General features: G+C 72.0%; 11 protein-coding genes. 8 read left to right on the forward strand and 3 right to left on the reverse strand.

Features of this window, described 5'->3' with window-relative positions; genetic code table 11:
* Positions 1-11 precede the first annotated feature (11 nt).
* The 5 genes from ACZ4IF_RS04065 (at position 12) to ACZ4IF_RS04085 (ending at position 5,182) form a co-directional block, all read left to right on the forward strand.
* Positions 12-1,100, forward strand: a complete 1,089-nt coding sequence (locus ACZ4IF_RS04065) for an ABC transporter ATP-binding protein (protein WP_467559302.1) — start codon at positions 12-14, stop codon at positions 1,098-1,100.
* Positions 1,097-2,290, forward strand: a complete 1,194-nt coding sequence (locus ACZ4IF_RS04070; RefSeq protein WP_467559304.1) for a 2-hydroxyacid dehydrogenase — start codon at positions 1,097-1,099, stop codon at positions 2,288-2,290. The genes ACZ4IF_RS04065 and ACZ4IF_RS04070 overlap by 4 nt, the downstream gene beginning before the upstream one ends.
* A gap of 60 nt (positions 2,291-2,350) precedes the next feature.
* Complete coding sequence (locus ACZ4IF_RS04075) at positions 2,351-3,772, forward strand: FGGY family carbohydrate kinase (RefSeq protein WP_467559306.1); 1,422 nt, start codon at positions 2,351-2,353, stop codon at positions 3,770-3,772.
* A 91-nt stretch (positions 3,773-3,863) separates the two neighbouring features.
* On the forward strand, positions 3,864-4,961 hold the full coding sequence (locus ACZ4IF_RS04080; protein WP_467559307.1) for a glycerophosphodiester phosphodiesterase: 1,098 nt from the start codon (positions 3,864-3,866) through the stop codon (positions 4,959-4,961).
* On the forward strand, positions 4,958-5,182 hold the full coding sequence (locus tag ACZ4IF_RS04085; protein ID WP_345641622.1) for a hypothetical protein: 225 nt from the start codon (positions 4,958-4,960) through the stop codon (positions 5,180-5,182). The genes ACZ4IF_RS04080 and ACZ4IF_RS04085 overlap by 4 nt, the downstream gene beginning before the upstream one ends.
* A gap of 3 nt (positions 5,183-5,185) precedes the next feature.
* Here the strand turns inward: ACZ4IF_RS04085 and ACZ4IF_RS04090 are convergent, their stop codons facing one another.
* Entirely contained in the window at positions 5,186-5,848 is a 663-nt protein-coding gene (locus ACZ4IF_RS04090; RefSeq protein WP_095934356.1) for a mycothiol-dependent nitroreductase Rv2466c family protein, read from the reverse strand.
* 148 nt (positions 5,849-5,996) lie between these two features.
* On the opposite strand from ACZ4IF_RS04090, the gene pepN reads away from it, so the two are divergent.
* Together pepN and ACZ4IF_RS04100 are read left to right on the forward strand one after the other, a co-directional pair.
* Positions 5,997-8,582 carry an aminopeptidase N gene (pepN, locus tag ACZ4IF_RS04095; RefSeq protein WP_467559309.1) on the forward strand — a complete coding sequence of 862 codons (2,586 nt, stop codon included), beginning with the start codon at positions 5,997-5,999 and terminating at the stop codon, positions 8,580-8,582.
* Between the two features lie 425 nt (positions 8,583-9,007).
* Positions 9,008-10,060, forward strand: a complete 1,053-nt coding sequence (locus ACZ4IF_RS04100; RefSeq protein WP_467559311.1) for a hypothetical protein — start codon at positions 9,008-9,010, stop codon at positions 10,058-10,060.
* Positions 10,061-10,146: 86 nt separating this feature from the next.
* Here ACZ4IF_RS04100 and ACZ4IF_RS04105 read toward each other — a convergent pair whose 3' ends face one another.
* Together ACZ4IF_RS04105 and ACZ4IF_RS04110 are read right to left on the reverse strand one after the other, a co-directional pair.
* Positions 10,147-11,103: a hypothetical protein gene (locus tag ACZ4IF_RS04105; protein WP_467559313.1), complete on the reverse strand. Its 957-nt coding sequence runs from the start codon at positions 11,101-11,103 to the stop codon at positions 10,147-10,149.
* Positions 11,104-11,144: 41 nt separating this feature from the next.
* The gene (locus ACZ4IF_RS04110; RefSeq protein ID WP_467559315.1) at positions 11,145-11,582 is read right to left on the reverse strand and encodes a hypothetical protein; all 438 of its coding nucleotides are present in this window, start codon (positions 11,580-11,582) and stop codon (positions 11,145-11,147) included.
* 516 nt (positions 11,583-12,098) lie between these two features.
* Between ACZ4IF_RS04110 and ACZ4IF_RS04115 the strand changes: the two genes are divergently transcribed.
* Complete coding sequence (locus ACZ4IF_RS04115) at positions 12,099-12,665, forward strand: cysteine hydrolase family protein (RefSeq protein WP_467559317.1); 567 nt, start codon at positions 12,099-12,101, stop codon at positions 12,663-12,665.
* Positions 12,666-12,749: the final 84 nt, after the last annotated feature.

Below are 12,749 nucleotides of genomic sequence, written 5' to 3' on the forward strand. Positions count from 1 at the left end.
GGAGGGCAGCGATGACGGCACTGGAGCTTCGGGAGCTGCGCAAGACGTACCGGTCCCGGGGCCGCCCCGCCGTGGACGCGGTGCGCGGCATCGACCTTGAGCTGCGCTCCGGCGAGCTGCTCGGCCTGCTCGGCCCGTCCGGATGCGGCAAGTCCACCACGCTGCGCATGATCGCCGGCCTGGAGACGGTCACCGGCGGTGACATCCTGGTGGACGGTGCCTCGGTGGTGGGACGGCCTGCACAGGACCGCAACATCGGCGTCGCCTTCGAGAACTACGCGCTGTACCCGCCGCTGAGCGTCGCCGAGAACCTGTCGTTCGGGCTGCGGGCACGCGGACGGAGAACACGCGGCTCCCGCGACGACATCGCCCGCAGGGTCAGCGAGATCGCCGAGCGCGTCGACCTCACGGACATCCTCCAGGCCCGTCCGGCCGGACTCTCCAGCGGTCAGAAGCAGCGCGTGGCCCTCGCCCGCGCCCTCATCCGCGAACCCGACGTCCTGCTCCTCGACGAACCGCTGTCGCACCTCGACGCGGCCCAGCGCGACACCACACGCCGCGAACTCAAGCGCATCCAGCGGGACCTGGGGCACACCACGATCCTGGTCACGCACGACCAGGAGGAGGCCCTCTCCCTCGCCGACCGGATCGCCGTGATGAAGGACGGCGTGATCCAGCAGCTGGGCACGCCGTACGAGATCTACGACAGCCCGGCCAACATGTTCGTCGCCGACTTCGTCGGGGAGCCCGCGGTCAACCTGCTGCCGGGGACCGCGACCGGCGACGGCCACGTGCGGCTCTCCGGCACGGTCGCCTTCGCGCTGCCGCTGAAGGTGGCGGAAGGACGCGAGGTGGTGATCGGCATCCGGCCCGAGGACCTGGATTTGTCCGGCGAGAGCGGGGTCCCCGCCCGGGTGACCGCCCACGAGCCGCTTCTGGAGTCGGGCATCGCCACCCTGTCCCTGGAGGGCGTCGCACGGCCGCTCGTCGTCCTCACCGGACCCGAGGCGCGGCTCGCCCGGGACGAACAGGTGCGGGTGACCGCCGATCCCGCCCTCACCCATGTCTTCGACGCCGAGACGGGAGACTCCCTGCGATGACGCCCGCGCCCCCCGCGACGCCACCCGGCACGGCCTCCGTCACGGCGACACCCGGGACGCCATCGGAGCCGCCCTCCACCACGACACCCGGGACGCCATCGGAGCCGCTCTCCACCACGACACCCGCGACCGCTCCCGAGTCGGCCTCCGCCGTGCCGGCGCCCGTGCGGGTGGTGGCCGCCGGGGATCACTTCGTCCTCCCCGCCCTCATCACCTCCGCCGTCCGCGAAGAACTCCGCGACCGTCCCTTCTCCGTCCGTGAGCTGACGCTCGGCTGGCCGCTCGAACCCTTCGGCCGGGTCGCCGAGGTCGAGGAGGCCAGCGACGCCGAGGACGAGCTCGCCGAGGCACTCGCCGACGCGGAGGTGCTGGTCACCCAGATGGGCCCGGTGACCGAGCGGGTGCTGGCCGCCGCGCCCCGGCTGCGGCTCGTGGTGGTCTGCCGGGGCGGCCCGGTGAACGTGAACCTGCGGGCGGCCCGCGCGCACGGCGTACGGGTGTGCTTCGCGCCCGGCCGCAACGCCGCCGCGACAGCCGAGTTCACCGTCGGTCTGCTGCTCGCCGCGCTGCGCCGCATCCCCCAGGCCCACGACCTGCTGGCCCGGCAGGGCAGCTGGGGCGGAGCGGCCTACTACACGTACGAGAACAGCGGGCTGGAGCTGGAGGACCTGCCCGTCGGACTCGTCGGTTACGGCGCGGTCGGCAGCCGCGTCGCCCGGGTGCTCGGCGCGTTCGGGGCGCGGGTGCTGGTGCACGACCCGTACGTGCGCGGCGAGGTGCACGGGCTGAGGGTCGGCTCGCTCGACGAACTCCTCGGCCGTTCCCGGGTGATCAGCCTGCACGCCCGGCTCACTCCCGAGACGCGCGGCCTGATCGGTGCCCGCGAACTGGCGCTGCTGCCGCCGGGCGCCGTGCTGGTGAACGTGGCCCGAGGCCCGCTCGTCGACGAACAGGCGCTGTGCGAGGCCCTCAAGAACGGCCGGCTGTCGGCGGCGGCCCTGGACACCTTCGAACAGGAGCCGGTGCCGGCCGGCTCCCCGCTGCTCGACCTCGCCGGGACCGAACGGCTGGTGATGACACCACATCTGGGCGGGGCGAGCCGCGCCGTGGCCGAAAAGGCCGCACGGATCGCGGCTGCCGAGGTGGGCCGCTGGACACGCGGGGAGCCGCTGGCACACTGCCTCGACTGAGGCCCATGGCACGGAAGTTGACGGATGCAGCGCGAGCGGGGCCGAGGGAGGCCGAGGGGCATGTACGTCGGTATCGATGTGGGCACGTCCATGGTGAAGGCTGCCGCCTTCGACGAATCGGGCCGCGAACTGGCCGTGGAGACACGGCCCGTGCGCCTCTCCCTGCACGACGGCTTCGTCGAGCAGGACATGGAGGAGGTGTACACGGCCGTGGTCGGTGTGCTGTCCGCGCTGACCACCGCCGTACCGGAACCGGTCGAGCTCGCGGGGCTCACCGGGCAGGGCGACGGCGTGTGGCTCGTCGACGACGAGGGCCGCCCGGTGCGCGCCGCCGCGTCCTGGATGGACGGCCGGGCGCACGAACTGGTCGACCAGTGGCTGGCGGACGGCACGTTCGAGACGGTCTTCCGGCGCACCGGCAGCGCCATGTTCCCCGGCTGCCCCGGACCGCTGCTCGCCTGGCTCGACCGGTACGAGCCGGCCGCGCTCGATGCCGCGGCCACCGCCCTGTACTGCAAGGACATGGTCTTCCAGCGGCTGACCGGGATCCGCGCCACCGATGTCTCCGACGCCTCGATGCCCTTCCTCGACCCGCGCACCCGCCGCTACGACAACCGGGTCGTCGAGCTCCTCGGCCTGACCCACCGGCGCGGACTGCTCGCGCCGGTCAGCGACCCGCTGGCCACCGGGCGGGCTCGCGGCGAGGGCCTGCCGTCCGGCACCCCGCTCGCCAACGGCCCCTACGATCTGCCCGCCTGCGCGCTCGGCGCGGGCGTCACCGCCCCCGGCGACGGCCTGCTGATCGTCGGGACCTGCCTCGCCGGCCTGGTCGGGACGACCGACCTCGACCTGTCCGGCGAACCGGCCGGCCTGTACATCTCCACCGACCGGGCCGGGTACTGGCTGCGCGCCATGCCCGCGATGGTCGGCACGGCGGCGCTGGACTGGGTGCTGTCGACGACCGGCGTCCGCCACGACGAGGTGGACGGCCTGCTGGCCGGGACCCCGCCCGGCGCGCACGGCGTGCGCGTCCTGCCCTACTTCGCCCCCTCGGGCGAACGCGCCCCCTTCGTCGAGCCCCGGCTGCGCGCCGAACTCACCGGTGTCTGTCTGGAGTCGACGAAGGCGGACCTCGTCCGCGCGACCTGCGAGGGCATCGGGTTCGCGGCCCGCCACTGCCTGGAGGCCGCGGGCCTGACGGGATCGCTGGCGGTCTGCGGCGGCGGCACCCGAAGCCCCGCGTGGATGCAGCTGCTCGCCGACGTGCTGGGCCGTCCGCTGCGGGTGATCGAGGGGGAAGTGGGGGCGCGGGGTGCGGTGCTCGCCGCGGCCGGGCGGCACGGGGTCGACCTCGACGCGGACGCGTGGACTCGGCCCGCCCGGATCGTGCGGCCCGACGCGGTCCGGGCGGCCCACTACGCGAAGGCGTTCGAGGACCACCTGTCCCAGCTCCACAACGCCCGCATCCGGGCCCGCCGTTGAGGCTGTTCTCGCCCCCGCCGCCGGGGGCGGCGCGGCGAGAGGAATTCGTCAGGCACGCGAAAGAGGGAACGACAGAGAAAAGGGGACTTGGATGAATGCCTCGCGCCCGAGACGCCGCTCCGTGCTGCTCGCGGCCGCCGCCGCCCCGGCGGCCGCGGCCGTACCCGCCGCGGCGGCCGGACCACCCCACCGCCCCGGCGGCCCGCTCGTCATAGGGCACCGTGGCGCGGCCGGCTGGCGCCCCGAGCACACGGCGGCGGCGTACACCTACGGCGCGCAGACGGGCGCCGACTGGATCGAGCCGGACCTGGTGGCGACCAGGGACCACGTCCTGGTGGTCCGGCACGAGAACGAGATCTCGCAGACCACGGACGTCGCCTCGCACCCGGAGTTCGCGGCCCGCCGCACCACGAAGACGGTGGACGGCAGGGCCGTGTCGGGCTGGTTCACCGAGGACTTCACCCTGGCGGAGCTGAAGACGCTGCGGGCCGTCGAGCGCCTCCCGCTGGTCCGCAACCGCAACACCGTCCTGGACGGCCGGTACGAGGTCCTCACCTTCCAGGAGGTGGTGGACCTGGCCCGCGCCCTGTCCAAGCGGTACGGCCGGACGATCGCGGTCTTCCCGGAGACGAAGCACCCGACGTACTTCCGCTCCATCGGCCTGGAGCTGGAGCCGAAGCTGGCGGCCCTGGTGCGCCGCAACCGGCTGGGCCCGCGTGAGTGCGTCGTGCAGTCCTTCGAACCGACCAGCCTGAAGCGCGTCGCGGACCAGCGGCTCGGTGTGCCGCTGTGGCAGGCGCTGGGGACCACGGGCGGACCGTACGACCTGGTGTCCGCCGGGGACCCGACGACGTACAAGGACATGATGACGCCGGCCGGGCTGGCGAGGATCGCGGAGTACGCCGACTGGATCGGCCCCGACAAGACGTCGCTCGTCCCGGTGGGCCCGGACGGCCGTCTCGGCACACCCACCTCGCTGGTGGCGGACGCCCACGCGGCCGGCCTGCGGATCGGTCCGTACACCTACCGGGCGGAGAACCAGTTCCTGCCGGCCGACTACCGGCGCGGTACCGGAGCCAATGATTTCGGGGACGCCTTCGCGGAGTACGCGCTGTACTACGGGCTGGGGGTCGACGCGGTGGTGACCGACTTCCCGGACCTGGCGGTGATCGCGAGGAGGGGCTCATGACGAAGAGCAAGTCCTGTCCGACCTGCGGCACGATGCAGGACTTCCGTCGTCTCGACGACGCCGAGAAGGAAGCGGTGCGCAAGGACAAGGGGATCCAGTACGTCGACGACTACTGGCGCTGCACCGCCCCCGGCTGCCGGACCTACCAGCGCTACGACAAGAAGAGCGACCGCGGCCTCCTGCCCGAGGAGTTCCGGGAGGAGGCCGCCGCGCCCGAGTGATGCTCAGAGGTTGCTGAAGTCCGGACCGGCCGTGCGCGTCCGCTTGATCTCGTAGAAGCCCGGAACCGAGGCGACGAGGAGGGTGCCGTCCCAGAGCTTGGCGGCCTCCTCACCCTTGGGGGCGGGCGTGACGACCGGGCCGAAGAAGGCGATCTGCTCACCGTCGGCGCCGGGGACGGCGATGACCGGGGTGCCGACGTCCTGGCCGACCTTCTCGATGCCCTCCTTGTGGGAGGCACGCAGCTCGGAGTCGAACTCGAAGTCCTCCTGGTCGGCGTAGTCGATGAGGTCGGCGGGCAGGCCCACGTCCGCCAGGGCACCGGCGATCGCCTCGACGGTCGGGCCCTCGCCGTCGTTGTGGATACGGGTGCCGAGCGCGGTGTACAGCGGGCCGAGGATGTCGTCGCCGTGCTTCTGCCAGGCCGCGGTGACCACGCGCACCGGCTTCCACGCCTTGGTCGCCAGCATGTCCCGGTACTCCTCGGGCAGCTCGTCGAGCCGGTTCTCGTTGAGCACCGCAAGGCTCATGATGTGCCAGCGCACCTCTATGTCGCGGACCTTCTCCACTTCCAGCACCCATCGCGAGGTCATCCAGGCCCAGGGGCAGAGCGGGTCGAACCAGAAGTCGACGGGGGTCTTCGCGGACGTGGTCGCGGTCTCGGACATGGCTCTCCTCAGGAAGGGGTTTCTCCGAACCTGCAACAGGGACCCGCGCCGCCTCATTCCCGGGTGTCGAGGGTCAGGGGCACATGGCAGGATCGGTGCTGTTGCGCCATGTCCGAAGCGCACCGAGACGTCCGAAGGAGTGCAGCCCGTGCCCGGTGAGAACCTGTCCCGCGACGAGGCCCAGGAGCGGGCGGCGCTGCTGTCCGTCGACAGCTACGAGGTCTCCCTCGACCTGCGCTCGGCCGTCGGGGAGGCGGGGGCCGAGGGGGTGCCGCGCACGTTCCGCTCGGTCACCACCATCCGTTTCCGGTGCGCCGAGCAGGGCGCCGCCACCTTCGCCGACCTGATCGCGCCGAGTGTGACCTCGGTCTCACTCAACGGGAAGGACCTCGATCCGGGGGAGGTCTTCGACGGCTCCCGGATCGAGCTGGAGGACCTGGCCGCGGAGAACGAGCTGGTGGTCGACGCCCAGTGCGCGTACTCGCGCACCGGTGAGGGCATGCACCGCTTCGTCGACCCCGAGGACGGCGAGGTGTACCTGTACACGCAGTACGAGCCCGCGGACTCGCGCCGTGTCTTCACGAACTTCGAGCAGCCGGACCTCAAGGCCCCGTTCCGCTTCGAGGTGCGGGCCCCCGAGGGGTGGACGGTCTGGAGCAACGGCGCCGGTGAACTCACGGACGGCGTCTGGAGGTTCGCGGAGACCAAGCCGATCTCGACGTACATCACCGCGGTCGTCGCCGGTCCGTACCACTACGTGACCGACCGCTACACGCGGACCTTCGACGACGGCACGACGCTGGAGATCCCCCTCGGCGCCATGTGCCGCAAGGGCCTCGCCCCCTACTTCGACGCCGACGACGTGTTCCTGGTGACGAAGCAGGGCCTGGACTTCTTCCACGACCACTTCGACTACCCGTACCCGTTCGGGAAGTACGACCAGGCGTTCGTGCCCGAGTACAACCTCGGCGCCATGGAGAACCCGGGTCTCGTCACCTTCCGCGAGGAGTACATCTTCCGCGGCAAGGTGACCCAGGCGTCCTACGAGGGCCGGGCGAACGTCATCCTGCACGAGATGGCGCACATGTGGTTCGGCGACCTCGTCACCATGGTGTGGTGGGACGACCTGTGGCTGAAGGAGTCCTTCGCCGACTTCATGGGCACGTTCGCCAACGTCGGCGCGACCCGCTTCACGGACGCCTGGATCACCTTCGCCAACCGCCGCAAGGCGTGGGCGTACCGCGCGGACCAGCTGCCGTCCACCCACCCGATCACGGCCGACATCCGCGACCTCCAGGACGCCAAGCTCAACTTCGACGGCATCACGTACGCCAAGGGCGCCTCCGTGCTCAAGCAGCTGGTGGCGTACGTGGGCCAGGACGCCTTCCTCGACGGCGCCCGCCGCTACTTCAAGCGCCACGCCTACGGCAACACCCGCCTGGGCGACCTGCTGACGGCCCTGGAGGAGACGAGCGGCCGGGACATGGCCGGCTGGGCGCGCTCCTGGCTCCAGACCGCGGGCGTCAACTCCCTGACCCCGCAGGTGATCCTGGACCCCGAGGGGCGCGTCAGCGAGCTGGCGATCGTCCAGGAGGCCCCGGAGTCGCACCCCGAACTGCGCCCGCACCGGGTGGCGGTGGGCCTGTACCGGCGCGAGGACGGGGACGGCCCGCTCGTGCGGTACGCGCGCGCCGAGGTCGACGTCGACGGGCCGCGCACGGTCGTCGGCGAACTGGCCGGCGCCGAGGCGCCCGAGCTCGTCCTCGTCAACGACGAGGACCTCACGTACTGCAAGATCCGGTTCGACGAGGGTTCGCTGGCGACCCTGCGGGACGGGCTCGGCGAGATCACGGACCCGTTGGCGCGCGCCCTGTGCTGGTCGGCGCTGTGGAACCTGACGCGTGACGCGCTGATGCCGGCCCGCGACTTCATCGACCTGGTGCTGCGGTTCGCTGGCCGCGAGTCCGACATCGGTGTGCTCCAGATGCTGCACGCCTGGGCGAACTCCGCGCTCACCCACTACGCGGCGCCGGACTGGCGCACGGAGGGCGGGCGACTGCTCACCGAGGGCGCGCTGCAGGAACTGCGGCTCGCCGAGCCGGGCAGCCAGCATCAGCTCACCTGGGCCCGTTTCTTCGCGAACGTCGCGTCCGGCGAGGCCGATCTCCAGCTGCTCCAGGGCCTGCTGGACGGTACGGCGAAGATCGACGGACTGGACGTCGACCAGGAGCTGCGCTGGGCTTTCCTGGAGCCGCTGGCCGCGCACGGGGCCGCGGACGAGTCGGTGCTGGCCGCCGAACTCGCGCGTGACGACACCGCGTCCGGCAAGCGCCACCAGGTCCGCTGTCTGGCGGCCCGCCCCTCGGCGGCGGTCAAGGCGCAGGCCTGGGCGGCGGTGGTCGAGTCCGACTCGCTGTCCAACGCGCTCGTCGAGGCGACGATCGCGGGCTTCATGCAGCCGTCCCAGCGCGCGACGCTCGCCCCGTACGCGGCGAAGTACTTCGCGTCGATCGAGCGTGTCTGGGCCGAGCGGTCCATCCAGATCGGCATGGACATCGTGAAGGGCCTGTTCCCGGCGCTCCGGGATTCGCAGGACACGCTGGACGCGACGGACGCGTGGCTGGCGGCGCACGAGGACGCGGCGCCGGCGCTCAGGCGGCTGGTCCTGGAGGCGCGGGACGACCTGGCGCGGACGCTGCGCGGTCAGGCGTGCGACATCGCCGCGGCCGGCTGAGCCCGGCGAACGGCTCCGGCGGATCGGCTCCGCCGGGTCAGCTCCGACGAGGGTGATCCGGCGGGAGTCGTCCGGCGGGGGTGTTCCGGCGGGCCCGTCACCCGCCCCGCCGCACGGCACGGCATCGTGAGGGCACCGGCTCCGGCCGGTGCCCTCGTCCGTGCCGGTCTCCGGCCACACCGGCGCCTCCGGTCGCACGGGCGTTCCGCGCAACGCCGTGCGAGTCCGTCCTTCCGCTTGTCCGATGGGCGGCACCAGGTGGTTACGAAATACAGGTATTCAGAGCCGTAACCCATATGACTTCCCGTCCGGACCAGCGCCTTTCGGCAGTCGAACGTCCGTACTTTAGGGCGCCCTTGTCCGCATTTGTCGACGGGCGTGTAACAGCGGTTAGAGGGCGGCTCCGAGGCGGGAAACCCCGGGGCATGAACCACAACACCCCGCTCTCCCCCCGCCCCCTGCACCACCTGTCCGACGTACAGCGGCGGGTCCTCACCTCCGCACAGCTGCGCAGCCACGGCGTGACCGCCGCCGAGGCCAACGGACAGTGCCGCCCGGGCGGCCCCTGGCAGCAGATCCTCCCCGGCGTCTTCCTGCTGCACCCCGGCCCGCCCACCTCCGAGGAGCGCCTGCACGCGGTCCTGCTGTACGCCGCCCGCTCCCCCGCACCCGGCACCGCGCAGACCATCCCCGCACAGCCCGGCGCGGAGGAGCCGCACGCCCCCCAGCCCTACGCCGAGGCGATGATCACGGGACTGGCGGCACTCACCCTGCACGGCTTCTGTTCGGCTCCGCCCCTGCCGTCCCTCGACCGGATCGACGTCCTCGTCCCCCGCCTGCGCCGGCTGCGCTCCACGGGCTGCGCCCGCGTCGTCCGTACGCCCTCCCTGCCGGGCGCATCCTGGATCACCGGTGTCCCGGTCGCGCCCGTCCCCCACGCCCTCGCCGACGCGGTCGCCGACCTGTCCGACGCGGGCATCGTGCGCCGCCTGCTGACGGAGGCGGTGCGCGGCGGCCACTGCGACCCGGCCGCCGTGGTGCGGGAGTTGACCCAGGCACGGCTGCTGAGCCGTCCACACGTGGTGGACGCGGTCGACGCGCTGCTCGCCGAGGGCCGCGCCATCGCCGAGCAGCGCCTGTACCGGATGGTCCGCGAGCACGGGCTGCCCGACCCGGTCTGGAACGTGGATCTGCGACTGCCGGGCGGTCCCCATCTGGGCGGTCTGGACGCCTACTGGCCGGAGCAGGCGGTCGCGCTGGAGCTGGACACCCGCGCGCCCCGCCAGGACGAGGACGCGCTGTGGTCCGAGTACGCCCGCAAGCGCGAGCATCTGGAACGCCTGGGCATCACCGTCGTCCACATCACGCCGCGGAAGCTCCGCGACGCGGCGGAGCAGCAGGCCACGGTGGTGCGCACCGCTCTGATGGCGTCGAACGACCGCGAACCCGCGGCCTATGTCGTGGTGCTGCCCCGGTAGTGACGACCGCAGTCGGTGTCCGGAGGGGAGCGGAGGGGCCGCCGGGCTGCCGGCGGCCCCTCCTCGTATGCGGGTGCCGCCACCCCCTAGCGGGACTTCTCGCTGTTGGCGACGGTGGCGGTCTTCATGTCGCGGACGGCCGCCAGTTCCTGTGTGTGCGAGGAGATGAGATCCCTCTGGATGGCGGTCTCGGCGCCGTGCCAGATGCCGAGCAGGCCGGTCTCCTCCTTGCACAGGGTGTCGGCGGTGGCCGTCTCGATCTCCGCCCGGGACGGCTTGTCGCCGGTCCACCGGGGATCGTTGTTCGCGTCGATCGGCGACCCGTACGCGAAGCCCTTGCCCTGCATGCACGCGGACCAGGACGCGAAGGCCGCCCGGGTCTTGGGGTCGGCGAGGGACTTCTCGTAGGACTGACCGTCCAGCTCCTCCACGAGGGTGTCGTCGAGGTACGTGTCGGCCTGCCCGCCGGTGACCTCGGCGAGGGCCTGTCCATAGCAGCCGTCCTTGGGGATCGTCTCCCCCGCCGCGGTCCTGGTCACCCGCTTCGGGGCGGTGGTGCGACCGGCTTGGTAGCCGTCGAGCGCGGCCTCCTCCTCCGGGCTGAACTCGGGTTCCTCGCCGCCCACTTCGCCACCGCGGGCGAGGGAGGTGGTCTGTGCGAAGGCGGGCCGGTAGCCGTACTTGCCGGCCTCGGTGACGTGGTAGGTGCCGTAGCGGAGGTCCTCGTGCGCTTCGAGGCCGTCGGCGACGGGCGCGGGCCGGAAGGTGAAGTCCTTGAACCCGAGGTCGACCATGCACGGCCGCACGAGCGCCCAGGTGGCCTGCCGGCTGCGCTCGTACTCCTCGGGCGAGAGCTGGTAGGCGTCCAGGGGCAGGGTCATGCGGGCGACGGCGCGGACCGCCGAGGCCTGCACCTTCGTCCGCCGGTCCGCGACCCCGTCCGGGCCGGAGCGGGTGCCGTCGGCGCCGTGTCCCGCGCAGGCGGTCAGGGCGAGTGCCGCGATCGAGGCCGCGGCCGCCAGGGAAGCTGTTCTTGCACGCATGGGTGGGGGGTTCCTTTCCTGGTCGGTGGCTTGCGGCGGCCTCAGTGGCCGGAGCCGTCCTCGTGGCGCGGGTACCAGTTCGTGGAGGAGTTCTTGTTCTTCAGCGCCGAGGTGAGGTTCTTGCGGCCCTGCGGCTTGAGCGAGTTGTAGGGGCCCTTCCACCAGCGGTCGCGGTGGACGCAGAAGGCGGTGTTGCGGGTACGGCTGTCCCAGGAGGCGGCGTGGTCCTCCAGCTGGGTGCCCGCTCCGGGGCCCGTACCGGGCTTGAACACCTGGCTGTCCAGGTTGTAGCCGCCGTTCCCGATCGTGGCCAGGGCTCCCTGCTGGTTGCTGTTGTAGTAGAAGCAGGCCATGCGGTCGTAGCAGCGGTGCGTCGGGGCGGCCGGGGTGACGTCGGCGGAGGCCGGGGAGGCCGAGGCCACCGGTATCGCGAGCAGCGCGGCGGCGACCGACGGGATCAACAGGCGTGGATTTCTCACGGGTTCCTCTCAGCTCTTTTCTTTTCGTCAGGTGCGGGGATGCCGGCCTGCGCGGGAAGAGAGAACGGGGAGAGGCGGAGCTACGGAACGAAGGGACACGGAAGAAGGACGTACCGAAGGAACAGGCACGCAAGAGAAAAGGGAGAGAGAAGGCACGGCACACCCCGTCATGGAGTCCGGCTGGTCACGGCCTGGTCAGGGCCACCGGACACCTGGTCACTCTAACCACACCGAGAACATGCGAAACAGGGCTCACGGTTGGCGCCCACACCCCGGGACGGACGGGCGGTCGCGTAAGCGGAATGGGCCCGGCGCGGCCCTTCGGGCCGGAATGCAGAAATCCGGCTGAGGGAAAGCGGCGAAGCGGAAGTGGAATTGGCGTAATTCCATCCGTGGAACATGGCCGGTTCCACCGGCCCGCCCGGACCCGCCCGCGTTGTCGGTGGCGCCCTCTACGGTGGTGCCCACGCGAGACAGGCACGACTGAGGAAAAGACGGAAGAGACAGGAGAGACCCGTGACGACCCTTCCCGGCCGCCCGAACACCGCACTGCTCGTCATCGACGTCCAGAACGGCGTGATGGAAGGCTGCCACGACCGTGCCGGCGTGATCGCCAACATCGGCACCCTGACCGCCAGGGCCCGCGCCGAGGGCGTGCCGGTGATCTGGGTCCAGCATTCCGACGACCAGCTCAAGAAGGGCGGCGAGAGCTGGCAGTACGTGCCGGAGCTGGTCCGCCACGACACCGAGCCCCTCGTCCACAAGCTCTACGCCGACTCGTTCGAGGCCACCGGGCTGGAGGAGTTGCTCGCCGGGCTGGGTGTGGGCCGTCTCGTCGTCACGGGCGCCCAGACCGACATGTGCATCCGCTCGACCCTCCACGGCGGCTTCGTCCGGGGATACGACGTGACGCTGGTCGCCGACGCCCACACGACGGAGGACCTCACCGAGTACGGCGCACCGGGCCCCGCCCTGGTGATCGCCCACACCAACCTCTACTGGGCGGAGCAGAACGCGCCCGGCCGCCGGGGCGGCACCGTCGTCACGGCGGAGGTGAGCTTCGCACCGGCCGGCGCCGCCTGACCTGAGCGCCGCCCGGCCGGAGCATCGCCCGGCCGGAGCGCCGTGAGACCGGACGCTCCGGGTGCGGCCGGGCGGGTCGGCCCG

The organism is Streptomyces sp. NPDC025784, from assembly GCF_055558435.1.

Excerpts from the sequence above, each read along its gene's own strand:
- ACZ4IF_RS04065 (WP_467559302.1), top strand. The coding sequence starts at position 12 with ATGACGGCACTGGAGCTTCGGGAGCTGCGCAAGACGTACCGGTCCCGG.
- ACZ4IF_RS04070 (WP_467559304.1), top strand. The coding sequence starts at position 1,097 with ATGACGCCCGCGCCCCCCGCGACGCCACCCGGCACGGCCTCCGTCACG.
- ACZ4IF_RS04075 (WP_467559306.1), top strand. The coding sequence starts at position 2,351 with ATGTACGTCGGTATCGATGTGGGCACGTCCATGGTGAAGGCTGCCGCC.
- ACZ4IF_RS04080 (WP_467559307.1), top strand. The coding sequence starts at position 3,864 with ATGAATGCCTCGCGCCCGAGACGCCGCTCCGTGCTGCTCGCGGCCGCC.
- ACZ4IF_RS04085 (WP_345641622.1), top strand. The coding sequence starts at position 4,958 with ATGACGAAGAGCAAGTCCTGTCCGACCTGCGGCACGATGCAGGACTTC.
- ACZ4IF_RS04090 (WP_095934356.1), bottom strand. The coding sequence starts at position 5,848 with ATGTCCGAGACCGCGACCACGTCCGCGAAGACCCCCGTCGACTTCTGG.
- ACZ4IF_RS04100 (WP_467559311.1), top strand. The coding sequence starts at position 9,008 with ATGAACCACAACACCCCGCTCTCCCCCCGCCCCCTGCACCACCTGTCC.
- ACZ4IF_RS04105 (WP_467559313.1), bottom strand. The coding sequence starts at position 11,103 with ATGCGTGCAAGAACAGCTTCCCTGGCGGCCGCGGCCTCGATCGCGGCA.